This window comes from Mycobacterium sp. NPDC050853 (assembly GCF_040653875.1).
GTDB lineage: Bacteria > Actinomycetota > Actinomycetes > Mycobacteriales > Mycobacteriaceae > Mycobacterium.
In genome coordinates this window covers 14569-40558 of the sequence record NZ_JBFAGW010000006.1, presented here as the reverse complement: position 1 = coordinate 40558, position 25990 = coordinate 14569, and the positions used below count along the sequence as shown (strand labels likewise).

Annotated in this window: 26 protein-coding genes, 2 tRNA genes and 1 pseudogene; 9 read left to right on the top strand and 20 right to left on the bottom strand. The window is 63.1% G+C overall.

What is annotated here, in order from left to right; translation table 11 throughout:
* Window positions 1–2 precede the first annotated feature (2 nt).
* The 6 genes from AB0H22_RS18790 to AB0H22_RS18765 are packed head-to-tail and all read right to left on the bottom strand — an operon-like array spanning window position 3 to window position 6306.
* Window positions 3–1154 carry a glycosyltransferase gene (locus AB0H22_RS18790; protein ID WP_358148091.1) on the bottom strand — a complete coding sequence of 384 codons (1152 nt, stop codon included), beginning with the start codon at window positions 1152–1154 and terminating at the stop codon, window positions 3–5.
* Window positions 1155–1164: 10 nt separating this feature from the next.
* On the bottom strand, window positions 1165–1776 hold the full coding sequence (locus AB0H22_RS18785) for a YdcF family protein (protein ID WP_358148089.1): 612 nt from the start codon (window positions 1774–1776) through the stop codon (window positions 1165–1167).
* Window positions 1763–2767, bottom strand: coding sequence for a glycosyltransferase (locus AB0H22_RS18780; RefSeq protein ID WP_358148087.1), 1005 nt, complete (start codon window positions 2765–2767; stop codon window positions 1763–1765). Before AB0H22_RS18780 ends, AB0H22_RS18785 begins: the two co-directional genes overlap by 14 nt.
* Complete coding sequence (locus AB0H22_RS18775; protein ID WP_180751171.1) at window positions 2764–4062, bottom strand: oligosaccharide flippase family protein; 1299 nt, start codon at window positions 4060–4062, stop codon at window positions 2764–2766. Before AB0H22_RS18775 ends, AB0H22_RS18780 begins: the two co-directional genes overlap by 4 nt.
* Window positions 4055–5239 (bottom strand): glycosyltransferase family 4 protein, encoded by a 1185-nt coding sequence (locus AB0H22_RS18770; RefSeq protein ID WP_358148084.1) that lies wholly within the window; start codon window positions 5237–5239, stop codon window positions 4055–4057. Before AB0H22_RS18770 ends, AB0H22_RS18775 begins: the two co-directional genes overlap by 8 nt.
* Window positions 5236–6306 carry a glycosyltransferase family 4 protein gene (locus tag AB0H22_RS18765; RefSeq protein WP_180751281.1) on the bottom strand — a complete coding sequence of 357 codons (1071 nt, stop codon included), beginning with the start codon at window positions 6304–6306 and terminating at the stop codon, window positions 5236–5238. The genes AB0H22_RS18770 and AB0H22_RS18765 overlap by 4 nt, the downstream gene beginning before the upstream one ends.
* Window positions 6307–7100: 794 nt before the next feature.
* Between AB0H22_RS18765 and AB0H22_RS18760 the strand changes: the two genes are divergently transcribed.
* Window positions 7101–8567, top strand: a complete 1467-nt coding sequence (locus tag AB0H22_RS18760) for a sugar transferase (protein WP_358148082.1) — start codon at window positions 7101–7103, stop codon at window positions 8565–8567.
* 12 nt (window positions 8568–8579) lie between these two features.
* On the opposite strand, the gene AB0H22_RS18755 is transcribed toward AB0H22_RS18760, so the two are convergent.
* From AB0H22_RS18755 to AB0H22_RS18740, 4 genes are all read right to left on the bottom strand, one after another.
* Window positions 8580–9662, bottom strand: coding sequence for a GGDEF domain-containing protein (locus tag AB0H22_RS18755; protein WP_358148080.1), 1083 nt, complete (start codon window positions 9660–9662; stop codon window positions 8580–8582).
* 99 nt (window positions 9663–9761) lie between these two features.
* A tRNA-Arg gene (locus AB0H22_RS18750) sits at window positions 9762–9834 on the bottom strand.
* A 160-nt stretch (window positions 9835–9994) separates the two neighbouring features.
* A complete protein-coding gene (locus AB0H22_RS18745; RefSeq protein WP_358148078.1) occupies window positions 9995–11425 on the bottom strand; it encodes a hypothetical protein in 1431 nt (476 codons plus the stop codon).
* A gap of 6 nt (window positions 11426–11431) precedes the next feature.
* Entirely contained in the window at window positions 11432–12376 is a 945-nt protein-coding gene (locus AB0H22_RS18740) for a site-specific integrase (protein WP_358148076.1), read from the bottom strand.
* 131 nt (window positions 12377–12507) lie between these two features.
* On the opposite strand from AB0H22_RS18740, the gene AB0H22_RS18735 reads away from it, so the two are divergent.
* From AB0H22_RS18735 to AB0H22_RS18715, 5 genes are all read left to right on the top strand, one after another.
* Entirely contained in the window at window positions 12508–12870 is a 363-nt protein-coding gene (locus AB0H22_RS18735; protein WP_358148074.1) for an XRE family transcriptional regulator, read from the top strand.
* A 144-nt stretch (window positions 12871–13014) separates the two neighbouring features.
* A complete protein-coding gene (locus tag AB0H22_RS18730) occupies window positions 13015–13620 on the top strand; it encodes a hypothetical protein (protein WP_358148072.1) in 606 nt (201 codons plus the stop codon).
* 47 nt (window positions 13621–13667) lie between these two features.
* Window positions 13668–14213 (top strand): hypothetical protein, encoded by a 546-nt coding sequence (locus AB0H22_RS18725; RefSeq protein ID WP_358148069.1) that lies wholly within the window; start codon window positions 13668–13670, stop codon window positions 14211–14213.
* Entirely contained in the window at window positions 14200–15201 is a 1002-nt protein-coding gene (locus AB0H22_RS18720; RefSeq protein ID WP_358148067.1) for a hypothetical protein, read from the top strand. Before AB0H22_RS18725 ends, AB0H22_RS18720 begins: the two co-directional genes overlap by 14 nt.
* 426 nt (window positions 15202–15627) lie before the next feature.
* A complete protein-coding gene (locus AB0H22_RS18715) occupies window positions 15628–16155 on the top strand; it encodes a hypothetical protein (RefSeq protein ID WP_358148065.1) in 528 nt (175 codons plus the stop codon).
* Window positions 16156–16168: 13 nt separating this feature from the next.
* Here AB0H22_RS18715 and AB0H22_RS18710 read toward each other — a convergent pair.
* Window positions 16169–16243: transfer RNA gene (locus AB0H22_RS18710), tRNA-Thr, on the bottom strand.
* 301 nt (window positions 16244–16544) lie between these two features.
* On the opposite strand from AB0H22_RS18710, the gene AB0H22_RS18705 reads away from it, so the two are divergent.
* Both AB0H22_RS18705 and AB0H22_RS18700 read left to right on the top strand, forming a co-directional pair.
* Window positions 16545–16871 (top strand): hypothetical protein, encoded by a 327-nt coding sequence (locus AB0H22_RS18705; protein WP_358148063.1) that lies wholly within the window; start codon window positions 16545–16547, stop codon window positions 16869–16871.
* On the top strand, window positions 16868–17161 hold the full coding sequence (locus AB0H22_RS18700) for a hypothetical protein (RefSeq protein ID WP_358148060.1): 294 nt from the start codon (window positions 16868–16870) through the stop codon (window positions 17159–17161). The genes AB0H22_RS18705 and AB0H22_RS18700 overlap by 4 nt, the downstream gene beginning before the upstream one ends.
* Before the next feature lie 558 nt (window positions 17162–17719).
* Here AB0H22_RS18700 and AB0H22_RS18695 read toward each other — a convergent pair.
* The 3 genes and pseudogenes from AB0H22_RS18695 to AB0H22_RS18685 form a co-directional block, all read right to left on the bottom strand.
* Window positions 17720–18699 (bottom strand): annotated as a pseudogene (locus AB0H22_RS18695) (integrase core domain-containing protein).
* Between the two features lie 376 nt (window positions 18700–19075).
* A complete protein-coding gene (locus tag AB0H22_RS18690) occupies window positions 19076–19516 on the bottom strand; it encodes a TIGR03618 family F420-dependent PPOX class oxidoreductase (RefSeq protein WP_358148058.1) in 441 nt (146 codons plus the stop codon).
* 217 nt (window positions 19517–19733) lie between these two features.
* Window positions 19734–20735, bottom strand: coding sequence for an SDR family NAD(P)-dependent oxidoreductase (locus AB0H22_RS18685; protein ID WP_358148056.1), 1002 nt, complete (start codon window positions 20733–20735; stop codon window positions 19734–19736).
* Window positions 20736–21129: 394 nt separating this feature from the next.
* Here AB0H22_RS18685 and AB0H22_RS18680 point away from each other — a divergent pair, with 394 nt between their 5' ends.
* Window positions 21130–21921: a TetR/AcrR family transcriptional regulator gene (locus AB0H22_RS18680; protein ID WP_358148053.1), complete on the top strand. Its 792-nt coding sequence runs from the start codon at window positions 21130–21132 to the stop codon at window positions 21919–21921.
* 328 nt (window positions 21922–22249) lie between these two features.
* Here the strand turns inward: AB0H22_RS18680 and AB0H22_RS18675 are convergent, their stop codons facing one another.
* The 6 genes from AB0H22_RS18675 to AB0H22_RS18650 form a co-directional block, all read right to left on the bottom strand.
* Window positions 22250–22510 (bottom strand): LLM class flavin-dependent oxidoreductase, encoded by a 261-nt coding sequence (locus AB0H22_RS18675; protein ID WP_358148051.1) that lies wholly within the window; start codon window positions 22508–22510, stop codon window positions 22250–22252.
* Window positions 22507–22866 carry an LLM class flavin-dependent oxidoreductase gene (locus AB0H22_RS18670; protein WP_358148048.1) on the bottom strand — a complete coding sequence of 120 codons (360 nt, stop codon included), beginning with the start codon at window positions 22864–22866 and terminating at the stop codon, window positions 22507–22509. The genes AB0H22_RS18675 and AB0H22_RS18670 overlap by 4 nt, the downstream gene beginning before the upstream one ends.
* A 282-nt stretch (window positions 22867–23148) precedes the next feature.
* Window positions 23149–23574, bottom strand: coding sequence for a tautomerase family protein (locus AB0H22_RS18665; protein WP_358148046.1), 426 nt, complete (start codon window positions 23572–23574; stop codon window positions 23149–23151).
* Window positions 23575–23833: 259 nt separating this feature from the next.
* The gene (locus AB0H22_RS18660) at window positions 23834–24577 is read right to left on the bottom strand and encodes an SDR family oxidoreductase (RefSeq protein WP_358148044.1); all 744 of its coding nucleotides are present in this window, start codon (window positions 24575–24577) and stop codon (window positions 23834–23836) included.
* A 170-nt stretch (window positions 24578–24747) separates the two neighbouring features.
* Window positions 24748–25362, bottom strand: a complete 615-nt coding sequence (locus AB0H22_RS18655; RefSeq protein WP_358148412.1) for an NAD(P)-binding domain-containing protein — start codon at window positions 25360–25362, stop codon at window positions 24748–24750.
* A 164-nt stretch (window positions 25363–25526) separates the two neighbouring features.
* The gene (locus tag AB0H22_RS18650) at window positions 25527–25952 is read right to left on the bottom strand and encodes a hypothetical protein (protein WP_358148042.1); all 426 of its coding nucleotides are present in this window, start codon (window positions 25950–25952) and stop codon (window positions 25527–25529) included.
* Between the last annotated feature and the right edge of the window lie 38 nt (window positions 25953–25990).

Sequence of the window (25990 nt, the reverse complement as noted above, 5' to 3'; positions counted from 1 at the left end):
CACTAGGCGCGCGCGGCGGCGAGCACGGTGTCGGCGATCCGGGTGCGGAACGCCTCGGGAGAAAATTCGCACGCTCGCGCCCGGATGGCGTCGGTGTCGTAGTCGGCGGGGTTGAAGTCACGCATCAGCGCGGCCAGCTGCTCCACCACGACATCATCCGGGCCTGCCTGCACGTGCTCTCCCGTCACACCAGGAGTCACCGTATCCAAGGCTCCGCCCTCACCCAACGCCAGAACCGGTGTCCCGCACGCCATTGCCTCGACGGGGACGATTCCGAAGTCTTCCAGGCCTGGCATCAGCAGGGCGCGACACCGTCGATACGTGTCGAGGAGAACCTCGTCGGATGCGGCACCCAGAAAGGTGGTTTCGGGTCCGGCGATGGCCTCAAGGCGATCGCGGAATCGTCCGTCTCCCAACACCACCAGCCGGCAATTGGCACGTTGGGCGGCCCGGATGGCCAGGTCCGCGCGCTTGTACGGGACCAACCTTCCGGCGCACAGGTAGAAGTCCTCGCGGGGAATCGACCGATCGGGTGAGAACCGGTCGATGCGCACCGGCGGGCTGATCACGGTCGACGGTAACCCCCACCAATCGCGGATCCTGTCGGCGACGGCGTGCGAATTGGCAATGACGTGCGATAAGCGAGGTGCCGCTCGTAGCTCCCCTCGCCGTGCGAGCTTCCCCAACGCGGACAGGGCCATTCGTCCCGATCGACTGGCGATCTCGTGATCGCGAAATGTGCGGTCCCACGCCCAGCGGGCCGGGCTGTGCACGTACGCGACGATGGGGGCTTCGGTGGCGAACGCCGCAGAAGTCGCGAACGAGTGATGGCTGATCAGCACCGCATCGACATCATCGCCGAGCGACAGTTTCCTCAGGGCGCCGGGCACCAAGGGAAGCAGTGGAGCATGCGACCTGCGCCCGGTAAAGGCATATGCGCCGTCCAACCAGGTTCCGGAAATGGACCCGTGCGATGTACCGTCGGTACGGCCCGCCGCCTGCATCACCTGTTGGCGGCATTGAGGTTCGGTGATGGGAGCGAAGACCTTGGCGTCCGGCCAGGTCTTCATGAACTCGGCGACCACCAGTTCCGAACCGCCGAATTCGGTGAAGCGTTCGTGGACTATCGCGATACGCGGCCCGGTTCCATTCATGAGTTACTCCTCAACATCCGGGGGTTAAAAAGGCCTTCACGTAACTGCCTGACTGCCGGATGAACATCCATGACCAGAAGGCAGCCCCCGAGGGTGCGGGGCTGGCGACCATGGTGAGCTCCCCGTCGAAGCACTTTCCGATGATGTAGCGGGCGCGCGAAACATGCGGCGTGAAGGTTATGACGATGATGTGATGCCAGCCGAGTTCTTTTGCCTTGGCACGTATTTCCTGGGCTTCGCCTTCTGTGGTCCAGGGATCGGGGATAAAGCAGCTGACCGTAAACGTGAAGTGGCCATCGCAGTATTTGTCCATCTTGCGGTCGTTCTCGCCGGTCGACCGGGAGATCAGCAAGTAGGGTGCGTATCCCCGCTTCGCCAGGTCCAGCCCGACGTCGAAACGCTCGTAGGGGGTCCCACCCAGTACGACGATGGCATCGGCCTGCCGTAGCGGGTCGGTCTGCGGGTTCATGTACACGCGCCACCCGACTGTTATCAGGCCCGCGATGAGCGCGGTGATCGTGATACAGGCCAGGGGGATTCGCCTGCGCCACCACGGTCTGCGGACCGGGGGCGGGGCTGGAGTGTTGTCGATGGGTAGTTCCTTCGCGTCACTGAAGTTCATCGATGATCTCCCTGGCACGGTCGACGTATCGGTGCGGTTCCTGCGTCACGCGAAGATGGCCTGCCTCGGCGATTTTGGCGGTGTGTGCGGGATGACAGGCGCACCAATGCAGTATTTCGCGCAGCTCGGCCTCGTTGGAGAAGAGTAGGCATTCGGTGCCCTCGTTGAGCAGCTCGGCGTGCTCGTCGGTGCGTTCACCGACGAATAGCCCTCCGCACGCTGGTATTTCGAAGGTCCGGCAGGTGTGGGTGTCGCGGTTTTCGGAGTTCAGCAGGACCAGGTTCGCGGTGACCGATGCGACGGTAGTCGCGAAATGATCGCCGTAGACGGCGCCACCAATCGTGGCTCCGGTGGCCTGCAGCGAGGGCATACGCCGCCAGCCCGGACCTCGAACAAGCAGATTCTTGCCGTGCTCGGTGCCGAGTCGGGCGATCAGGTCGGATCGGTCCGGACGCCTGGCGCCGATGAATCCCACGAGGTACTGCTGTGCAACGCGTTTGGCGCAGGGGCGATGCCACGCGGGATCGTAGGCACTGCGTACGAAGGTCACCTGACGTGCGCCGCGGGCCTGCAACTCGGACACATTGTGGCGTTTGGTGGTGACCACCAGATCCCACCCGCTTTCGTGCGCCAGGTAATCAGCCGTTGTGTTGTAAGGATTCCCGACGTCGTCCGGGCTGTAGTGCACGCGCACTGCAGCCGGGACCTGGAGTAGGCGCGCCTGGTCCAGATGGATCGACTTGAACCCGAACAGCATGTCGGGGGTGAAATCTCTTGCAATGCGCTCGATCTGATCGTGCGCAGCGTTCTGCAGCCACGGTGCGCGTTGGCGCATCCCCTTCGAGTACAACCACGCCGGTGACAACCTGGCGGGCAAGGTGACCGATGTGGTGTCGACGACCACTACCTCGTGCCCGGCCTGCCGGAATCCGTCTGCCATCGACCGCGCGTTGCTGCCCACCCAGTCATCGCCGACAAAGAGGATCTTCATCGCGGAGCACCTTCCTTCGCCCTGTCGGACTCGGCGACCGCACTCTGCTCCCGTCCTGCCAGATGCCGCACCCGGGCCAGATACCACAGAGCCACACAGAATTCGGCGCCGATGACACCGCCTATCAAGGCCCACACGGAGTGGCTCCAGGAGGCGGCGATCAGCCCTGCCGCCGATGCCGTTGTCCCCACCACCGACGCGATGAGCACGCCGCGGGTGTCCTGACGTACGGGCAGAAGCGCGGTACTGATGTACGAACTGATGGTGCTGGCCGGAAGAATGAGAAGTTCGGCGCGCAACAAGCCGACAGCCCCGAGGAACTCGCTTCCGAAGATGAGGTGAACAATCGGCGCGGCCAGTATCCACAAGAGGGTGGCGGCGATGACGGCCACCGCGACCGCGCCGCGTAATCCCAGAAGACCGCTGCGCCAGAAGTGCTGGTGTCCACTGCGCTTGGCCATCCGGGGCAGCAGGACCAACCCGATCATGTCCAGAAGCGACTGCACTGCCCTGACCAGGCGGTCGCTCGCCGAGAACAGGCCCAGCGACGCGGCGTCGAGCATGGCGGAGTAGATGGCTGGTGCCCCTTGCCCATACCCAGTGGTGAGAAGTCGTGAGGTCGCGATCGGCCAGCTCGCGCGGAGGATGTGGCCGGGTGTGTACGGACGACATAGGCCACCGAAGGTCCGCAAGCTGTCCCACCAGGTGCCCGCGACCGTCAAGACCGACGAGCCCAGCAGACACAGGATGGCAGTGGACGCGTGGGGGGAGTGCGGCAGCAGCACGATGAGGAGAACGAGATAGGCGATGCGCCCCGAACCCTGGTAAATCGCCGACGCGACGAATCGCCCCTGCCCGATGAGCAGCCAATCGTCGGAGGTGGCCCAGAGCCCACCGGCGAAGAGCCCCAACAGAATCATGTGGACGTACGGAGGCGCCCCGGCGATCCAGCCGGCGCCGAACGCGGCACCTAGCACGGCCAGGGTCATCAATCTCAAGGCCAAGTAGTCGGTACGGACCTGTTGGAGTTCGGCAGGAGTGTTGCGCAGTGCGGGCACCCGCGCGGCGAGAAATGGCGTCATACCCAAGTCGACGAGAATCGAGCCGAAGAAGTATGCGGCCATCCCGACCGCCAACAATCCCATTCCCGCCGGCCCCAATACCCGGGCGAGCAGCGGCACGGTCGCGAAGGTGACTAGGTACTGCCCGTACTTGCCGAAGACAACGGCCCCGAAATCTCTGGCCAGTCGCAGCGCGCGGGGGAGCGCTGTACCGCTTCGAAATCCTTTAGACACTGTGCTTTTCCACCGCTGTCGTGCGTCGGCGGGTAACGACGTCCGAGAGGAAAGACGCGACGGTGTGCGCCGAGTCGGCGATATCGAACCTCCGGGCCCGCGACCGTCCCGCGTCTGCCAATCGGATACGTAGATCGCGATCCGCGATCAGACGGTCGAGGGCATCGGTCAGCTGATCTATGTCGCCGGCGTCGACCAGCAGACCGTGTACACCCGATTCAATTGTCTCGGCGGGACCACCGGGGCGGGTGGCGATGACCGCGCAGCCCGCACGCAGCCCCTCGACGACGACCTGCCCGAACGGCTCGGCGATAACAGAGCAGTGCACCAGGATATCGGCCATCGACAGGATGTCGGTGGGGTCGTCGATGTGTCCGGTGAATATCACGGGCAGCTGCAGTTCGCTTGCCAGGTCTTCTAATTCGGTTCGAAAGGCTTCCTCACCGAAGAATGTGCCACCCACCAGGTAGATGCGAAGGGGCCGAACCTGGGTTCTGGCCAGCGCCCGAAGGAAGACGTCTTGCCCCTTCCATTGCGTCAGCCGGCCGACAACGGCGATGACGGATTCCGCGGCGGGCCGTTGCGGCGCGTGCTCGGTATCCGCCGTCTGCTGAAAATCGAGTCCCGGGTATGCCACCACGCCCCGTTGGCGTCGTGGTCGAAGTGAGTCTTCGGTGGACCGGCTGTTGGCGATGTACCCGTCGGTGACCATCTTGCCCAGTGTGCGGATCGCGAATGCCAGTGCGGTACCGAAGTATTCGGCTGAGATTCGGTCGTGTACATGCCAAATCAACGGGACTCGCGCGCGTTTGGCCGCGATGGCACACATGATGAGGGCTTTCGTGCTTCCCGCGACCAGCACATCGGCTCCCCGCTCTCGTACGGTGGCGCCGAGATCCCACCCCACGCGAATCAGCGCCGCAGTGCCGGTCAGCCGTCGCAACCATCCGGAACCGTTGATGGTCACGCTGCGGCTGTCGAAAGTGTTGGCCAACACCGAAGTCGGTATGCCACGGGACCTCATCGTGTCCACCATGGGGCCGTCTTCGGTGTAGATCATCGACGGTTCGACCGCGCTGTCGGTGGGTACGGCACGTAGCGCTGACAGCAGCCGTGAGGTCGCCAGTTCCGCACCCGAGGGTGCCGCGGTGTGAGCGACGAACAGCGCGTTGATCATGCACTCAGCTCCGAATACACGGCGTGGTGACGTTGCGCGGCAGTGGCCCAGGAGAACGATTCGGCATGTCGGCGGCATTGCTCCGGTGTGGGGAGAGTGCCATCGAGCGCCGAGATAAGGCGTGCCGCAAGCGCTTCAGCATTGTCGGCGGACACGATCAAGGAGGAGTCCAGGCCGCGTACCGCGTCGGGGAGCCCGCCGCAATCGGTGACAACGGCCGGCCGGCCGGTGGCGAGGGACTCGAGTGCGATTAACCCGAAACCCTCAAGAGCCACCGATGGCACGACCGTGAAATCTGCGAGTGTGTAGAGCTGCGTGAGGGTGAGGTCGTCGACACGACCGGTGAACTGGATGCTGTCCTCCAGGCCCGCGGACGTGACCTGAGCTCGTAGGTCTTTCTCTGCGGTACCGGTGCCCACGATCATCAGGCAGGCATCCGGATGTGCGGTGATGACCGCCGGCCACGATTCGATGAGACGGTGGATTCCCATGCGGTGTTCGAGCCTGCGCACACAGAGCACCGTCCGACGGCCAGTGGGTGCTTCCAGCCGTGGCAGCAGGCCGAACCTCTCGAGGTCGACGCCGGGCGGAATGACCTCGATGCGGTCCGCGCGGATCCGGTAGTCCTCGATGAGGACGTCCCGGAATTGATCCGACAGGACGATCAGCCGCTCGGCTCCGGCGTAGCGGAGACGCTCCACGACGTATTTGGCTCGTGATCTGAGTGCACCTGCGCCGGCGAATCTGCTCTCGGCGGCCCACGGTCCATGAAAATGCACAACCAGCGGGCTGCGGTTGCGCCATCTGGTCGCTGAGGGGCCGTACAGGCAGAAGTGACGATCGAGAATGGCGGGTCGTCGGAGGGCGGATCGGTCGTTGAACGCGGCGAGGACTCGCTTTCGGGTGGATCCACCGGTGGCACCCCACGAGCGTCCACCGTCGGACGGCACTCCGAATGCGGCGGCCGAGAGCTCGATGTCGTCTTGCCGTTGTAGGGCGACGAACAGGTCGGTGAAGTAGCGATTGAGCCCACCGGGCGCGGACGAGAACCACTCCGAACCGGTCATATGAACTTTGATGGATGCCACGTCAGGCTCCTGCCCGGTCGCTGGCGTCTTTAACTGATATCGGCATATGTCACACCGTTCCGACGTTGAGCGTCAACCGTCGCCGCGCGTGCGTTGTGCCGCGGCACGCGTTCTGGTCCGGGGTCTCGACCCCACGTCTCATGTCTGTTCACTATTCAACCTACGCAGACCCTGTGAGTGCCCGAGGGGCTTGCAGCGGCCGTTGCGTACTCATAGTGCCAAAGTGGGCCATATTTTCATATTTCGAGTAGCGCAATTCTACTCGCAGGCGAAATTCAGCATGCCGTACTGTTTGACGCACGCCGACTCGTGTCGCCTGCAAGTCGACCCATGCTCAGGGTGCAACACGCGCTAGGCATCCGCAACTTGAGGTGACAAGTTTCCAATTGTTAAGAAATGAATTTCGATCTATCCGTCTTTTGCCCGCAACGCGGAGGGGGGTGCGTGCGGGATGACGCTACGATTGACGTGCACGGGAGCGTAAGGCATTGCTGATACATGGCTGTACCTGGCAATGTTACCAAGGTGTTATTTGCTAGTGAGCGATACGTGATTGGTGTCCTGATTAGCACCACGCGAGGCGCGGCGATGTTTGTTAGATGATTCTTATTTACCTCCAATGAAACCTTCACCATTCCTTCCATTGAACGTGATCCCCGTCACGTAGCACGATGTGAATCGCTATGGAAACGTAAGCACGTAAATAGTCGGGTTTCTATTGCCGAAGTCGTCCATACGAATGACCGATATGAACGAACAGGTGAAGTGCACTTATGGTTATCAAGAGCGTCTTCAACGACAGAATTCACGAGACGGTGGGGGCACGCCCCGGCGGGCTGTTCTACCTGCATCGACGATGGGCCCCGGTCGCTGACTTGGTGGCGATCGCGCTCACGTCGTTCGTCTCATACAAGCTTGCGCATCACTTCCTGTCCGGTAGGCAGGACCTGGGTGGTTGGTATGTGGCGACAGATGTCGTGATCGCCGCAGTGTGGTTTGGCGCGCTGGCGTTGCACACTGTTGGCCCAGGTAAGGCGCTCCGTACCGTCCTGCACGAATGGCAGACGGTATCCAGCGTTACCTTCCAGCTGTTCACGATCGTGCTGCTCACGTATCTGATCTCGCGCATCGAGCTGATCGACATTTGGCAGGTTCTCATCGAGATACCGCTGGGTCTGTTCGGAATTCTCGTAGCCCGCCATCTGCTGCGCCGCATGTGGGGTTCGGAGAGTCGTACCTCCGTGCTGTTGGCGGGTGATCACGATGCCGTCCGCGAGATGGCTGCTGCGTTCCATCGTCATCGGGACAGTGGGTTCGAAGTGGTTGGTGCGTGCACCCCGCCCGCCGTCGCACGGTTTGATATACCGGCGATCGAGGTAGGCGATCATCACGTTCCGGTCGTCGGTGACGACCGGAACGTGGTCGAGGCCGCACAGCGGACATCGGCGCAGATCGTCGCGGTGGCGATGGCGAATGATCTTCGGCGTAAACAGCTTCCTGGCCTGGCCTCCGATCTCGGGGACCTGGGTATCGAGCTGGCCGTCTCGCCGGGAGATGTCGACGAATCCGCCATGACGACTGACGATCGGGGCCTTGAGCGGGTCCACATGTTGGAGATGCTCGCCCCAGGTCATCGTCGCGCACGATCGATGTCCAAGGAGGCGTTCGACATGGCGTTCGCGGCGGCCGCCATCTTGGCCACCGCGCCGGTGATGATCGCGATCGCGATCGCCATCAAGCTCTCCAGCGCTGGACCGGTGTTCTACATATCCGAGCGAATCGGCTTGAACGGGATGCCTTTTCGGATGATCAAGTTCCGCAGCATGTTCACGGGCGCCGACCGTGAAACGGCAGCGATGATCGACTCGGCGGGGAGCACTCCCGTCTTCTTCAAGGCGAAAGAAGATGCGCGGATCACCCCGGTGGGGGCGTTCATCCGGAAGTACAGCCTCGACGAGCTGCCCCAGTTCTTCAATGTGCTGTTCGGGGATATGAGCGTCGTCGGTCCGCGACCGCAGGTGCAGCGGGAGGTGGACGCCTATGACGACACCATGCGGCGGCGGCTCCTGGTCAAGCCCGGTGTCACGGGGCAATGGCAGGTCAGCGGCCGCAATGACCTCTCGGTCGACGAGTCGATTCGCCACGACATCTCCTACGTCGACAACTGGTCCATGGGCTTGGATTTACGGATCATTTCGCGGACGGTCGGCGCCGTGGTGCGCAGCGAGGGCGCGTACTGAGTACGGTCGCTGTTATGTCAGGCTGCCGGCGCGAGATGAGCGGGCACGCTTTGCCTCGTACAACCTGAAATCTGCTTGTCGGGTGAGGGATTCGAAGTTGAAGTCCGCCGTATCGGTGGACGACCAGGCGACTCCGATGCTGATAGACACATTCGGTGAATCGGTTGCAGGCTGTGCGTGGCGGATCCGCTGGATGATGCCGTCGATGTCCTCGGCGCGGTCAACCAGCGCGACGACCATGAACTCGTCTCCGCCAATCCGCGCAGCGATATCACCGTCGCGGATGTTTGTGGACAACATTTCTGCGGTCGTCCTCAATTTCGCATCCCCGGCCTCATGACCGTAGGTGTCGTTGAGGTCCTTGAAATAGTCGATATCGATGACCGCCACAGAAACGAGCACCGGGGCTTTCCGTGCGCGCACTGCCAGCTCGATGGCGGTCAGCACGCCCCTCCGGTTCAGCAGACCGGTCAGTGGATCGCGATTCGCGGCGGAAGCGGTGGCCCGTGCCGATCTCCAGGCTGCTTCGATCACGGCCTGGATAAGAATCGGCAGGAGGACCATGGTGGTAAGCGCGGCCGCGTTATAGAAGAACTGATCGAGGAACGTCGCCGCACCGGTGTGGATGTTCCAGACGGTGATGGACGCGAACACCGCGGAAGCGAAGACACAGTGTGCGGCCAATATGCGCCACCCAAGCAGGAACGCGGCGAATACGCCGATCAGTCCCATGTACATGGCCGCGGACAACCGCATCGTGGCTCCGGCGTAGGTCCAGGGCGAGATCGCCATCGCAAGGTCCGCCCACACGACGAAGACGATCGCCATTCGGCGGCTCGGCCACGGGCGGACGATCCAGCACACACCGACCAGGAACGACGATGCTGTCAGCAATTCGTGGATCATCCGCCCCGTGCCCTGAGGCCCCAGCGGATGCATCTCGACGATGGTTCCCAGGGCCAGCATCGACATGCACAGCAATCCAATGGCTACCTTCAGATGCTTCAGGCTCCGGCGACCGAGGGCACGCGTGATGAATCGGTACTGGCCGGGAGAGCCGCTTAGTCCGGCTACGGATTTCCGATTGCTTGGCATGGCTAGTTGTCACCATATGTCGACGGTGAACCTGCCGCTATCGAGCGGCCCAGGAGGGTCTGACCGCCAGGTGCTGCCTGAGGCGATACACGCGTGTTGTGCCCTCGGCAGGATTCGAACCTGCGACACCGGCTTTAGGAGAGCCGTGCTCTATCCCCTGAGCTACGAGGGCGGGGGACCTGTGTGAATAGGTGTCTAAAACCTTAGCGGGTCGGCGGGGATGCTCCGGCCGTCGGCTGGCTGCAAGTCGAGAGTGTTGCTGGTGGTGTTTGTGTTATCTGCTGGGTTTTATGGGGCAGGTGTGAATGGTCTGTGGGTAGACGGGTGCCTGGTTAGGCTGCTGCGGTTTTTTGATTGCGTTGGTGTAGGTAGTGGGCGATGGCGTTGCGGCCCAATGCGAATCCGATCATGACGCCGTGTTGGCGGCTGGCGGTGTGGGCGGGCATGCGTCCGCCGTAGAGGGTGCGGTCGAGGGTGTTGTTGAGGCTTTCGCTGTCTTCGCGCCACCCGTAGCAGCGGTCGTAGAGGCTGCTGCCTTCGTCGGTTTTGGTGTGCTGGCGTAGGTGCTCGGTGCGGTTGTAGCCGCACTTGATGTCGTCGTCGGTGATGTCGATACGGCAGGTCTGGACGGTGCCGCATATGGTGGCGAAGTCGATGTACCAGCGGTAGGTGCCGCGGCGGTTGCGGCGGTCGTAGACCTTGGCCACGGGTAGGGGTTGTAGGTGGGTTTCGCCGGTGTCGATGATGGTGCGTTCGTGCAGGCGTCCTTTGTCGGTCCAGATCACGTGCTGATCCCCGCAGGTGCAGTCGATGGTGGTGCAGGGGGTGGGTACAGCGGTGCCGGCGTGCGGGGGGACGAGGGCGATCATGCCGAGTTTCATGACGTGGTCGATGTGGGTGCCGCGGAAGGCTCCGTCGTAGCAGATTCCGTCGATGCGCAGTTCGGGGTGCGTGGTCAGGCGATCGATCATGGTGAGTGCAATGCCGGCTTCGCCTTTGTAGCCCTTGCCGGGCGGAATGGGGACGGCGTCGAGCACGACGCGCAGGTTGCGGGTGTTGTCGGGGCGGGTGCTCATGAGGGCAAATTTGGTTCCGTAGCGGTATTCGGCTGAACCATCACCGTTTTGGACTTCCAGATGGGCGTTGGCGATTGGTTTGCCGTCGGCCTTCTTCTTTTCGACAGTGGATTGGCGCTCTGGTGAGGCGACCACGGTGCCGTCGCAGGTGATGAATTGTCCGCGAGCCGGGTCGGTCCGTGAGACGGGGCGGTCGGGGTTGAGGCAGTCGAGCTGGCGGGCCAGGGTGGCGGCCGTGTCGAGCAGTCCTTGGTGCAGAGCGTCGATGTGGGCGTCAAGGCGTGGCTGGGCGTAGACGTGGTGGTGACGTCGAGGTGGCTTGGTGCGGGCGTTCTTGCCGTGCCGGGCAGCGTGGCGGCAGATGGTGTGCCAATACTCGGGGTTGGCCATGATGCGGCTGGCGTGGTTGGCGCTGCCGAACGCGCCTTGGAGCACTTTGTGGATGACGCTCACCCAGGCTGGGTAGTGCGCGGGTCGGCCGGGGCTGTTGGTGGCTCGATCGGGGATCAGATCGCTGATCGCGTACAGCGCCGAGTATGAGGCGACGGCACGGACTTTCTCGATCTCCAGCAGGGTGTTGTCATCTCCGGGGGTTGGCCGGGCGTGAATGTCGCGTTGGTTGATGCGGCGCGCACCGTAGGCGTCGCCGCGGGAACGTCTACGCGAGAAACGATGCTGGGAAGCCACGGCCGGTCAGTCGTCCTGGCGCCATTGGTAGCCGATGAGCGTGGCGGTGCCATCGAGGGACCCTGAGCCGATCAGCTTGGCCGCCAGTTCGATTCGGCCGGTGTCCTCGAAAACTTGCCGGGCGGCGTAGGCGGTCAGCGACGATGGTTTGATTCCGATGGTGGTGCTCAAGCCGGCGCGGGTCAGGGCATCGCGGACGGTGACACAGACCCGGGCCTGCCGTTGTGCGTCGGAGCCCTCGGAGCCGGTGCAAAAGATCGTGTCGCCGGTGGCGCCGCGTTCGGTCAGATGCGCGATTCGTTGGTCGATGACCCGGCGGGCCCAGGTGTCCAACGGCAGGCAGCGGGCGCGGTGCTTGGTCGAGCCGTGCGCCCACACGGTATTGGCGGCGGTATTGACGTCGCTGATGCGGATGTGGCCGAGCTCGCTGGTGTGCGCACCGGCCAGCAGCAGCGCGGCCGTGGCGGCATGCCGGGTGGGGGTGGCGTGTTCGGAGAACAGCCGCACCAGCACCGTTTCGTCATCGGTGAGTGGCCTTGTGGACGCGGCTTCCCGGTCTGGCACGTCGATGTCGAGGGTCGGGTCATGCAGGACCAGTCCGAGGCGGCGGGCGGTGCGAAAGTACGCCCGCAACGCTGCGCGACGGTTGTGCATGGTGGCAACGGCCGCCGGTCCTACCGCGCCGTGGCGGGAGCGGCCTTTGGCCGCAACGAATTTGGATACCAAACTGTGGTCGACGGCCTCGAGTGTCGTCACATCGTGTGCGGCCGCGAACCGGACGAACCGTTGTGCCAGCAGCGCAAACTTGTCCAACGTCTGCGCCGACATGGCCCCGTCGAGCGCCCAATCCGAGACCACAAGATCCACGGACGTGGCCACGCTGCCCTCAACCATGGCCGGCCCCCACGGCAACGGCAGGCTCAACTGCACTGCCGGTTGCGCGCTCCTCATCGCGCGCCACCCGTCTGTGGTGCTGGTCCATCGGTGATCCTCCAACCATGCTGGTGCGTAAATGCACCAGCATGGTACGGGCCACCCCCAGATGGGCTGTTGAGTGCCGTGTTGAGCGCTATGGTCGGATGGTGTCGCGCAGCCATGGCGTTCGACCACCCGCCGAGTACATGCCCGCTGGCACCTGGCCAGACGGGCAGCTGGCGGCCGATGCGCCCCCGGCGGCCGCTGTTGCGCAGCACGTCGCGCGGACATTGCGCGCGGCGATGACCGAAACCGGAATCGGTCAACGACCTTTGGCGCTGGCCAGCGGCGTCGCCCACACCACGATCGGGCGCATCCTGGCAGGCACGGTGCTCTGCGATATCGGCACCCTCGCGCACCTCGAACACACACTTGGCCGACCTCTGTGGCCCCGGACGTCGTCTCGGCGACGCCCCCGATCCACAAAAGGGGTCGAGCGGGGCGCCGCTCCAAAAGCCATTGACTCGTGACACGTGCGCCATGTTACATAGCGTGTACGTCCTTGTGGTGCGTCTAGATCGGCGAGTTGCGCTTGACTCACGTTACAAGTGCCAGAAGAATGGGTGTCGAAGGCGGGTACACGCCGAACCGGGGCCGGCACGAACAGGTGGATCATGGGGACAACCAGCAGATCGTTAGTCGAGCTGATCGAGTCGGCGGTGCAGCGCCACGGCGGGGCATCAGGGCGGCGATTGGCCGAGATCGCCCAACGCGGCGGCCACGAGGTATCGCACGCGACCTTGAACCGGCTGCGGCAAGGCACCTACGCCTCCCGGCCTTCGGACGCCTCGATCCGGGCCATCGCTTACCTGGCCGAGGTGCCTGAGACGGCCGCGTTCGCAGCCGCTGGAGTGCGGCCCCCCGCAGCCGAGCAATACCAGGTCCCAGGTGAGGCGCATCGGATGAGTGTCCGTCAGCGTCGCGCGTTGGATGAGTTGCTGCGCGCTTTCATATCCGAAGAGTTTGTGCCGCAGAGCACCGCGCAGCGTGGTTTTGGGGCATTGCTGATAGCGCGCGACCGGTTGGCCGCCGCGGTTGCGGATACCGCTGTCACGCATGAGGCAGAGTTGACGGGGGCGGCGCGTGGGGTGATCGCTGCGATTGATGAGGCGGTAGCGGCATTGTTCACACCCGCCGCCGGTGGTGACGTTGCTGTTGCCGATGGCGCGCCATGGCCACCAACCGATAACGCCGAGGCCGCAATTTGCAATACGCCCTAGAGGGGGCGATTCCTTTGTGACAGCATCCCCTCAGAGAGGGGGTGGCCGTGTTACCCGAATTGGATATTGACGGCCAGTTGCCGCCCGGAAGATACCGGGTCACTCAAGAAGAGATCTACCTCAGGTTCGTTGAGGACCACCCGCCCCGCCGCCACCTACTGTGGGGAGATTGGCAGGCCACGACCAACCTGCTCCGCCGCTACACCCCGGTCAATGCGGCCTGGTTGTACGGGCCGTTCCTCACGGAGATCGCCGAACCCCCTGCGATCCACTGTCTGTACTGGGTCGAAGACCTCGAGCTGGACAAAGCCAACCTCGACCCAGAGGCGTACCACATGCTTCGCGCCTTTGCGTTGCCTGGAGAAGTCCACAATGTTGTCGGTGTCGATGTGGATACTCGACTGGCAGCCTGGCATTGCCAACCTGACCCGCAAATCGACGATAGCTATTACGCCGAGTATCTGTACTCCCGTGGCCAGGTCGACGACGTGTTGCAGCGGCGGCGATCCGGGCCTACCGGTTCGACCCCAGTACGCCTGGATGCTTTACCGCGACGTGGATACTTGGAAGTGACGCTCGATGACTACACCTGATCGCGATCTGGACCAGATGGCGGCCGCGATATTGGCGGCGATGACCAGCCCGGAGGCGGCCGCTCGGGTGCCGCAATGGTCAACCCCCGCTGATCTCACCCGGATCGGCATTGAGGACTTGATTGCCGCGGATCCGCTGGGAAGGACACTGACTTCACGGGGCAACATTCGCATCACCGGGGATGGGGTTACCGGATCATCGGCCAAGATGAACGATGTCGCGCGGGTGATGACGGGGTTTCAACGTGTGGCCACCGCGGTCGGCGCATCCCAGACCGGTGACAAAGCGCTCGGTAAACAAGCCAATGCCGATGTTCGGCGTCGTACTGATCTGCTGTTGTCCGCATCGCCGGCACCAGGGTCGATTATCTTGACGGTGACTCCCGCAGTGAGTGCGATCGACGAAACCGGGCATGGTGACGGCAAAGTGGGGATGTTCTCCGAACTGGACCCCGGCGACCAGATGCTCGACGCTGCCGTTGGCGCCGCAATCGACGTGTTCGCCGCAGGAATCGACATTGGCGCCATCGAGCAGGAGTCGTCATTCGTGCGTCAACTCGAAGACATGGGGCCACGCACCGCTTCGGCCGTACGAGACCTCGCAAAGACACTGGAACGCGCCGGTTTTGACGTCGATATCGACTGGCGCCAACCCTCGCGCACCACCCGCCGCGTCCGCGTCACCGCCGCCGCGGCTGCCTACATGGCAGCCACCGTCGAACATGCCAACCTCGACGAACAGCCCGTCGAGATCCTCGGCGAGTACCTCACCGTCAGCGCTGTCGCATCCTGGTTGATCAAACAAGACGACGGCGACACCATCACCGTCAAGCTTGGACGGATCGATCCGAGCCAAATCCGAGGACTAGCAGTCGGAGACCGTGTCCGCATCAACGCCATCATGAAGATCGAAACCACACCCGGCGGCAACATGAAAACGACCTATACCGCCGAAGCCGTGACAAAGCTCGGCCAATCGGACACCTAACAAGGTCTTGGGCAGTGCTAACCGCCTAGATCATTTCCGCTGGTGCAACCGCCAGAGACGTTGGCAGACAACGGCAGCCCCGCTGGCTCCCTGGCCCGCCATCGGCTAGAGCGCAAGTTATCTCTATGTGGTGAAGGCGTGTAGCCGACGTTCAGGACAGTGCACGGTTGCTGGGTCGCGGTTCCGTGGTGGTCGGGTTGTCTATGGGTCCAGGTTGACGGCGATCAGCCCATCTGCTCGTCGAAGAGGTCGCAGGTGTCGCGGGTCAACGCCACCGTCGCCTCCGACTGGGCGATGTGTTTGTGGGTGGCGGCCAGTTCGTCAGCCCTCACGCTCGGGGTGCCCTAGATGCGCTCGGCGTCGATGCGCGCTTGGTGTTTCCAGCGAAGCAGGTCAGGTGGTGGCGCGTGCTGTTAACGTGGTGAAATGGCGTCCGCTCGGGCTTTGGTATGTATCGGAGCGCTGGCAGCCACCGGCTTGTCATTGGCGCCGTCGGCTGGCGCTGAACCGCAATTACCAGATCTGGATCATTATATCGCGGTGAAGAGGTCCGACTATACGGTCGCGATCCCGACCAGCGGCTATAACGGTGCCGTGAGCAGCGTGCAGTTCAGCACTCCCGCCGGCCAGAACTGCAGTGTGGTGATCAATGTTCGGGGTATGTGGGACACCGCGACGTGCACCGGGCCGATTCCGGGGGGTAGCCACACCAGCGTGACCGCGAGCTATATAGAAGCCGGTAAGTTCGGCGACTCTCCGTCCAGTCCCGGGCAGGCGAAACTGTTGCCAGCCGGCAGCAAGGTCGTGTTCACCCGTGGGATATGGACGGGCACTTGCGCGGTTGACCAGGCGATGACCGCCTGTGTTGTCGACACCGTCCCGGCGCCTGGCGAGTCAACCTCATGGGCCCCGCACGGGTTCGTGCTCGGCCCAGACGACAGCTCGACGTTTTAAAAGACTTACTGATTGGTTGAGCCACGGGGAATCGAACCCCGATCTGATCCTTACCAAGGCCCCGTTCTAGCGTTGAACTGTGGCCCCGTCGTGGACATGACCGCGACAACGTGACTGCTGGTCATTTGCTCTTTCCTCCGCCTTCCTGCAGATAAGCGCAAGAAACGCGCATCCCTTAGGTATCCCGAACAGTGGGTGGGCGACTGACACCCGGCCGTGGTGGGCAGAAAGGATTTCCGGGCGGTCGCAGTGCGCCCTGCACTCAAGGCGTCCAGCCGCTGCGGCGAATCCATGGATTGCTAGTGCTCGGCGCGGATGACTGGCCTGTGGAGTGTCATGCTTTTATGGTAATATTTCTCATATCTAGCATGCTTGTTGGAGGAGTTGCGATGGCCGCCCTGCATAGCGATATTGATGAAGCCCTGGCCAAAGCGCTTGCGGCGCAAGGGTGGATAAAGAGTTCAGGCGGTGGCCTCATCGCCGGGGACGCTGCAGTGGATCGGGTCATCGATCTTCCTACGCTCCGGAACGAGCTGATCAGTTCCCTTGGGCTGCGCCAGGAAAGGGGAATTGTTCACGCGGTCAGCGGCACCTGGCCCAATGCACGGTATTCGGCGGACTCGGCTATGGGCAGATTGCTCGACGGTGCGCCAGGGGCGCACGAAGAGGTGCGGCTAGTCTCTGAGTGGCATCCGGGCAATACGCAGCTGCCGTGAGCCTGACTCCGCGCCGCACTGTGCGAATTCCTGACCACGAATGGCAGGCTGGGCATTCGAAGGCCCAAGACGAGGGCGACAATTTGACCAATGTGATCCGGCGTTTATTGCGCGGGTACCTCAGCGGCTCGACCATCGAATACCTCGCCACGCCAACCGATCCGGCAATGAGTAAGCCAGTCAGCGGGATTACCGGACGCTACAAAGATGTGCGGCGTCTCTACCCGGCCAGGCACTGGTGTCTTGAAGAGCGTGACGTCTCAGGCTATCGGCCCGCGGCGCGACGATAGACCCTACTCGGATTGTATTTGGTGAACGCTGATGTGTTGCAGTGCTGCAACGTTAGTCGTCACGCTATGGCTGGTTATTTCTGTCGTGAATTACCAAGCCGCAGAAGCGAACTTGTGAATCTTGTCATCGGGATCCGTCTCACGCACTAGCTGTTGGCCATGGGACATGGCGTGTGGCGGCGTAGCTGGCCGATAAGCCGGTGCCCTTCACATAGGTCTTTTCGCAGCGCCATGAGATGCGGTGCCGCCTCGCGCGAATGCGATAGCAGGAAAGTTACTCGCCGGTAGGCTGGGTGTTAATTGGCTGGAGGGGCTTTCGTGGCGAGGATATGGCCGACGTAGGCGATAGGATATCGGCAGAATAGCGTAGTAAAATCGTTGCCGTTCAACGGAATAAGTGTCGATGCGCCTTTCGTTCAGTCGGGGTCCCTGATCTCTTTGTTTTCGGCCAGTCGCGGCCCCGCGATCACCCGGCACCTATCTGAAAGCTGTGAACTGCATTGAGATGTAGTGCAGGCATCCGATCGGCCGAGGGGGACCCGGTTGGTGGTCTAGTCGCTATGCGACCTTCGATTGGTGGGTCGCGGCCCACCTTAGGGCAAACTCGGTTGGGGTGAGGTCGCCGTGGGCGGTGTGGGGTCGGTCGGCGTTGTAGTCGCGGCGCCAGTCTTCGATGATCACGCGAGCTTCGGGCAGGGAGTCGAAGCGCCACGAGTTGAGCAATTGGTCACGAAACCGGCCGTTGAACGACTCGATGAAGGCGTTCTGCCACGGCGCCAGGGTCGATGAAAAGCGAACCGGCACTGTCGAATCGGCACCAGTCACTCATGGCGTGCGCCACGAACTCAGGACCATTGTCGAAGCGCACATAGTGCGGTGACCGGAGTTCCCGGTGGCGGCAACGCGATGTTGAACTGAAAGTCCCTCGCCCAAATGAGATTTGGGCGGATCGGTGACATCGCGCCCACGGCGACACCGATACTGGTCAACCGCTTCTTCCTGCGGCGCTGCGGGACCCGCAGGCCCTCCTCCCGCCACAACCGTCGGATCCGCTTGTCGTTGACCCGCCAGCCCACTCGGCGGGCCATCTTGGCCGCCCGCCGCCACCCCCAACGCGGCCGCTCGACCGAGAACCGGCGCAGCCAGCCACGCAACGCGGATCCTCGCTGGTGACCTGGTGGTGGCACAAGGCGCATCGTGGAACGATGCAAACCCACCACCGCAGGCGCGGCCTTCAGACACCCCGAACCGCTCGCACAGCACCTCAACGGCGCTGCGCCTGCGATTCGGGGTCAGAAGTTTCCCGCCGAAACCTCCTCGAGCCGAGCGTTCTCCTCCTCGAGTTCCTTGAGCCGCTTCGCCTCGCTGGCCTTCATGCCGCCGTACTGGGCCAACCAGCGATGCCACGTCGACTCAGCGATCTCCAGGTGTCGAGACACCTCGGCCAGTTCCTGGCCCGAGGCCAGGAGCTTGTTGCCCTCGGCGAGCTTGCGGACGATCTGATCCGGGGTATGCCGCCGGCGCTTGTTCGATGCCATGTCGTCGCCGATTCTTCCTCGCCCGAACACCGGGCAAGAGTCCACAACGCCTGGACCACGACAACGGGCTCACCTCACCTGAACGCCGTCGCCGCGACTGCAACGTGCACTTCCCTGCGGCAGGGCCGGGGTGTCCGGGCCTATTCGTAGCGCAGGACGTTGATGTCGCGGTACTCGTGAAAACGGACTGCCCTCATGGAATTTTCTCCTAGAGATGGAATGATCGGGTCGTTGACGCATCCATGTCGCTCTCGCCACACGGATATACCCCGCTGATGGGTGCCCCGGTAGGTCTTGGAGTTGTCGGCTTCCAGACCCTCGTAGAACAGTTGCGGTGCCTCGGCTGGCCAACCTCGAAATGCGTTGTCGTATAACGTTATCGGTTGCTGTAGACCCGGTCGGGGCGGATGAGCACCGCTGCCCGGCGCTGCTCGGCCATCACCCGGTCGTAGTCGTCCCAGTCATTGTGTTCGCCGCCGGCTGCGGTGAAGATGGCGCGCAGTAGAAGCCGTAGCCCTTCGGCGTCTAGCCAGGGTTGGGGGTCGTCGGATCCGGCGAGTTCGGCGCGCCCTTCGACCGCCGCCCACCGCCACCCGTTGCGGAAGGTGGCCGTGACCTGGGGTCGAGCCCGCAGGTTCGCCAGCTTCACAGGACCTGACGCGACCAAGGCCAAGATGGTCTCCCCTGTGGCAGGATGGGCTAGGACGCCAGCGTTGACCAGCGAGGACTGGATGGTGCCGTTAGCCCGCAACGTCGACACCACCACCAGGCCTTGCTCATCGCTGGACAGCGATGCTGCCTCTTGAAGGGTCGTCATGAAATGTCCTCCTCTTTGTCGTTGTTCATGCTCGTTGTCTACGGTTCGACCACCGTCGCCGCCGCGTGTGGCGGGGGACCCTGGGTCGTGGCGGGGTGGGGCCGATCTGTTTGCGGTGACTGGCGCGGATTATCACCGCGACGCCAAACCGTCGGAGCGTGGAAGCGTCGATGAGGCTCGGGATCCACGATCAATCAACGCCGCGGGGCCCTGGCTGTCAGCGGGATTCGACGCCATCGGCACCGATAGTGCGGGGAGGCGGTTGTTGGTGTGAGGGTGGATTCTTCACGAAGCGATGAATGGCTTCGTAGGCATGCTGTTGCATTGCCGGGTCCTTGAAGTCGGCGACGATCGCAGACTGATCCACTAAGAGCCCGGTGACGGCGCCCGGTCGGCTGGCATAGAACACCCCGCTGCGCAACTGTTCGTCGGTGACTCCATCGGCCAGCCGCTTTGCGCCCTTCTCCAACTGGTGTCCTACCCCCAGTGCGGGAAGGACGTAGGGCAACATGACGTGATTCATCGTGGCCCGAGTGACCGGGCCCATGTCGCGCAACGCGTCCGTTCCCGCGGTGTTGCCCGGGCTCACGGTGAGAAGCCGCAGGCCGGGATGCTTTCGCGCCAGTGCCGACATCCACAACGCGCCAAGGTATTTCACCTGTCCGTAAGCGAGGAACGTGTTGAACTTGCGCTGCTTGAAGAACGAACCGTCGATGACGCTCGCGAACTCCTCCACCGAGTGGTCCGTGAACGTGGGCCGCGGCATCCGCATCATGCGAACACCGCGCGCGGCTTCGCTGCCCACTAGGACCGCTGTGTTGGTCAATGCCCCAGCGGCGAGGAGATTCTCGAGCAGTACAACGTGGCCCAGTACGTTGGAACCGAAGACATGTGTCACTCCATCAGCGGTGAGCGCCAGCGGTGTTGGGCCGCCGGTGCCGCCGGCGTTCATGACGACCGAATGCAGTGGGCCATCCAACGTGCTCAGCGCGGACCTCACCGAGTCCAAGTCGGTCAGGTCCATTCGAACTACCGTGAGGATGGACCTGCCTGTGAGGCGCTCCAGGTCGGAGGCCGCAGACCGCCCGCTGTCGGTGTTGCGACACGCCAGGTAGATCCGGTCGAAATCGCCGGCAAGAGCGAGTTGGCGCGCCACCTCCTTGCCGAGCCCAACGTTGGCACCGGTAATCAGAACCGCCCTGGAAGACGTCGCAACCATGCTGTCATTTCCTTTCGATAGAGACTCGATAAAGCCTTCGCGCCGGCTCCACTGATGACAGAACCCCATCCGTGAGCGTGGCACCGCGGCCCGAGGAACAGTCCGAGGACCTCGGCTTTCTCGGTGTCTTGCACTCGGCACCACATAGCTGGCGTCGAGTTGATGTCGCCGTCATATTGCCTTTTTTCGCTATGGGATGACTGCTCTAGTCCAGATATATTTTGTAGTATCCGCTACATACTTGCCTTCAAGTACGAGGATGTCAACCGCTGGGTCGTCCGGCGTGGATAGCCGTGGATGCCGTTAAATATGCCGGTATGTGCCGCATTTAGACGTTCTTCGTCAAGGAACAGGCCGCATCGGCGGCAGTGTATTTTGCATCGGTTTATGTAGTATGGGATTCACTATTGTGCGGTGTTGGGGCTGGACTGACTTCCAGGTTGCCGCAGGCAGCGCGTATGACGACTCGGAACAGGATCACACGAATCGGAAGGGGGATCAGGGCAAGCGGGGCTCGCGGCGACGGATCTCGCCAGACTTGGCCAACGCGATGGCAGCGAACGAATCAGTCTCCGAGCCGCGGCGGCTAACCCCCAAGGGGCACGCCACGCGGGAGCGGATCGTGGCGACAGCAGCGCAACTGATGCACGACCACGGTGTCGCCGGCACGAGTCTTGGCGACGTACAGAAGGCGGCGGGCGTTGGGGTTTCGCAGGTGTATCACTACTTCGGGGACAAGGATTCGCTGATCAGGGCTGTCATCGCGCACCGCATCCACGCTCTCCTGGCAACGCTCGGCGGGCTGGACAGCATGGAAGGGTTGCGCGCCTGGCGAGACCTCCTCGTCGACACGCTTGGCCAGCGGAACTGTGAGGGCGGCTGCCCGGTCGGGTCGTTGGCCGGTGAGCTGGCCGAGACCTTCCCGGAATGTCGAGCTGATCTCGCCGGTGGATTCGACCAGTGGGAATCGGCGATCCGCGCAGCCCTGCAGGCCATGTGCGACCGGGGCGAGCTACGCCGCAAGGCCAACCCCGACCGGTTGGCGACCGCTTTGCTGGCTGCGGTCGAAGGCGGCATGTTGCTCGCGCAGGTTCGCCGCGACCCCGCTCCTCTCGCAACTGCACTCGATGAGGTTCTCGATCGCATCGAGGAGCTCAGACCCCGACGCGCACCGGCCCGTCCGTAAGCCAGGCAACACTTGCCTCTCTCGTCGCCATCGGCTGTCTCAATGAATACCTTTTTGCCCCAAAGGAATTGACCACGGCGAAGGTCTGCGATCGCTAACGGAAGGTAATTCGGTGAGCCTGGCTGCCCTAAGCGGCATCGTCAAACGTGCAAAGCATTCCAGCACCTCGGATTCGTCGCTGATCACGATGAAGGTGCTGACCCCGTCCTCGGGGGCCATTCGGGTCAGCGCCTCGGAAAGTCTGGTCCGGGTAGATGTTGAGCAGACGGGTGATCTGACGGGGATCGCGGCCAGCGGCCCGTGCGCCGTCATCGATGATGGCGTTTGCTTACACGAGGCCGCCGGATTCCATGCCCGGAAGCGTCGGCAGCCAGCCGTCGGCCCTGCGCCCGACCAGATCGAGCGTCTTCGACTTGTAGGCGCCAAGCACGATCGGAATCTGTTGTGCAGGTGCGGGTCCGCGCTCGGCGCCGTCGACCTTGTAGTACTCGCCGTCGATGTGGGCGGCGCTGGGATCGTCAGCGTCCCAGATCGCCCGGATCACCTCGATAGACTCACCGAGTGCCTGCATGCTTTGCCGTGGGGTCAATCTCCGTCCACCGATCGCTCGATGGAATCCCAATAGTTCCCGGCTCCGATCCCGAGTGTCACCCGGCCACCGGAGAGCAGGTCAAGGCTGGCAGCTGCGCGGGCGAGCACGGCGGGCGGCTGGCGCAGCGGCAAGTTGAGCACGTTGCCCGATATACCGATGCGTTCGGTTCGTGCGGCTACCCAGCTGAGCAGAGCCCAGGTGTCAAGGAAGTTGAAGAGGCACAGGTGATCCTGAAAGGTGACGAGGTCGAAGCCGAGTCGCTCGCTGAGTTGGGACAACTCGACTGGACGGTGCGCAGGCCAGTTTGTCGGGGAGATGAACGTTCCGAATCGCAACGGGTGATAGTCAGGCACTGGAAGGCACCTCCGCCTTGTGCGGTGGAAGAGTGACGATGTCGCTGGCAGGGCCGGCGCAGTTCGTCGCTCGTGGTGTTGCCGCCGGTCCTTGTGACCAGAGCGTCGACGTCGAAAGCGTTGCGGCCCTTCGCCGCGCCGGCTGTGTTCCTGCCGTCGACGATGCTGGGACCGTTCCTGATGTTTGATTTCATCTTTCTTCCTTGGCAACCCATTGGTTGTCTGGCCGGTGCCTGCGTCGGGCCCACGGTGCTGCGCCGCTGACGTGCACGATCGTGCAGGTTAGCCGAGTCCGAGTTCGGTGAGGCGTTCGTGATTGGCGTTGAACCAGGCCTCTTCTTGACCTGGTGCCGGGAAGATCAGGCCGGCTTCCATGGCATTTTCGGATGGGATCTCTCGCAGTCCCACGATCAGCTCGGTTTCGGGTTGCCCGGTGATGGCCGTCCACATCGTCGAGAGCGCGCGCAGCAACTCTTGGCGGGTCTGGACGTCGCGCCCGTGCCGGATATCGCCACCGATCACTGAGTGTGACGACGGTCGCCCGGCGGTGAAGAGCCGCCCGTCGGGCGCGTCGAGGAACAGGACGTTGACGAATGCCGTGGGTGCGCCGGTGATCTCGCAGTGGATGCGGGTGATTTCCCTGGCTATCTCGGCACGCTTGTCGGCGGTCAGGAGCCCCGGTTGGGTGAGGCATTGGTAGATGGGCATGGATTGAGCTCTCCTTCTAGTGGGCGTCGACAGCAGTCTGCTGCCCTGGTCGGTCCTCGGTGTGGGGTGAACGTTGCGCGAACGCAGGTTGGAGTCGTCGGCAGAGCTAGGAACGTAACGGCGATGTTCCACCCGAGTAGCGGGTTATTGGAGGACGCCACGTCGCGGGCGGTCACGTCGTCGTACACCATCTGTCAGCAGGGCCTACCTGTCTCGGTGGACCCGCAGAGCACGGTGGCACTTCGGTGGGTGGACCATTTTAGGTTGCCGTGGTGCCGCCGTCGGCGATCAATTCCATACCGTTGACGAAGCTCGAGTCGTTCGAGGCGAGGAACAGTGCGACCGTCGCTATCTCCTGGGGGCTACCGTTTTTTCCCCGTGGGATCAGTGCCTCACGCGCCTTCATCGCGGCCTTCGTCTCGTCGTCGAACATCTCATCTTGTCCTGGCTCGACGACCTGTCCCGGGGTCAGCACGTTGACCCGGATTCTGCGGTCCTTCAACTCGGCTAACCACACGCGGGCGTATGCGTGCAGTGCAGCCTTGCTCGCGGCGTAGACACTCCAGGATGGGTAGCCCCTGACCGACGCGATTGACCCGGTCATGAAGATCGAGCCGCTATCGTTGAACAGTGGCAGTGCCTTCTGCACCGTGAATAGCGTGCCGCGGGCGTTGAGCCCGAACGTGGCGTCGAAGTGTTCCTCGGTGATCTCGCCGAGCCTGCCTTCTTCGGCCGTGCCGGCGCTGGCCCACAACACGTCGATGGCGCCCTTCTCCCGTCGGACCGCATCGAACAAGCGGTCCAGATCGTCCAAGTTTGCCGAATCAGCCTGCACGCCAGTCGCGTTCCGGCCAATCAGTGTGACGGCTTCATCGACCGCTTCCTTCCGGCGGCCCGTGATGAAGACGTGAGCGCCTTCCTCTACGAACAACCTGGCGCCGGCAAGCGCCATACCACTGGATCCGCCGGTGATCACTGCCACCTTGCCGTCAAGCTTTCCCACAATTACTCCCGTGTTTATTTGCGTAGCTGGGCATCTGGGCAACTACTCCTTCGACCAGACCCTCTTCGGCTGACGCTGACCATTGGCGGTCGCGACGTCCGCCGACCAGTAGGTGAGGTGCGCTTGCCTGCTCGTTGTTCACTTCTCCGGCCTGGTGGCGGTGTTGTGGTTCAGCCGGGGACGGCGACGTCGAGTGCGAAGTCGAAGTTCCCCACCCCATGTTTCGCCAGACCGATCATGACCAGGCCCGTTCCTTCCAGGTAGTGCGCCATGGTCAAGCCGCCGACGTCGAGCGGGCGCAGTGCCAGGCTCTCGATGAACTGAGCAACGCGGGCCTTGGCGTGCTCGTCGTCGCCGGCGATGAGCACATCCATCGGATGGCCCTTGGCCAGGACAGCACCAAAGGTGGTGTTGAATGCCTTGACCACGCTGGCGCTGGCAGGGGCTTGCTTGGCAACGTTCTGCGCAACGGAGGTGCCGTCGGGGATGGCGAGCCCGTCGGCCGCGGAGTTGACGGGATTGCAGATGTCGACGATCACCTTGCCCGCGAGTGCGTCTGCGTACTGGGCGACGACGGGAACGACGCTGGCATACCCGAGGGCCACGATGACGATGTCCCCGGCAGGGACGGCACCGAACTCTCCAATCGTGGCGCTGCCGCCCAGATCCTTGGCCAGGTCGGCGGCTTTGGACTGATCGCGGCCGATGACCTCGACAGTGTTGCCGCCTGCTACTGCCAGCGCGGCGATGGTGCTCGCCATGTTTCCGGTGCCGATGATGCTGATCCTGCTCGTGAGATGTCCTCTCTTGACTGATTATCCAAAGGATTGATTCCTCCACCCGAAGCCCGGCTTGGTGACGTCCGACAAAGCCCGGGGAAGGCGTCGAGGCTGATGGAAAGCGACTGAACTGGCCGAGGCCGTCGTGAAGGAGGGCACGGCGTTGGCCGTCACGACCCGCTGGTGCGCAGTTCCCAGGGCTGCATACCGATTGCATCCGCGAGGTTGCGCTGCAGCGCGACACCGGCCGGCAGGGTGCGGTAGAAGATGCTGACCTCGGCGATCTTGCCGTCGGCGTCGGGCAGGACGAAGAAGATGCCGTTGACCGCGGCGTCGCCGACTTGCAGCCGGAAGTGTGCGGCGTGGTGGGTCTGGCGGCTGAGGACCTCCATGTAGGTGTCGTCGGACGAGAGGCCGTTGACGGTCTTGATGGTTTCGACAGCGGTCTCACGGCCAACTATTGGGTCATCGCCGAACGGGCCGTATAACCGCACGTCCTTGGCGAGCAAGCCGGTGAGGAGGCCTTTGTTGACGCCGCCGTGGATGCAGTCGACAAAGGACTCCAAGGTGGCGCGGTGCGGGGCGAACGTGGTCATGATTGCTCCTTGCAAGGGGGGAATTCTGTTGGCGCATC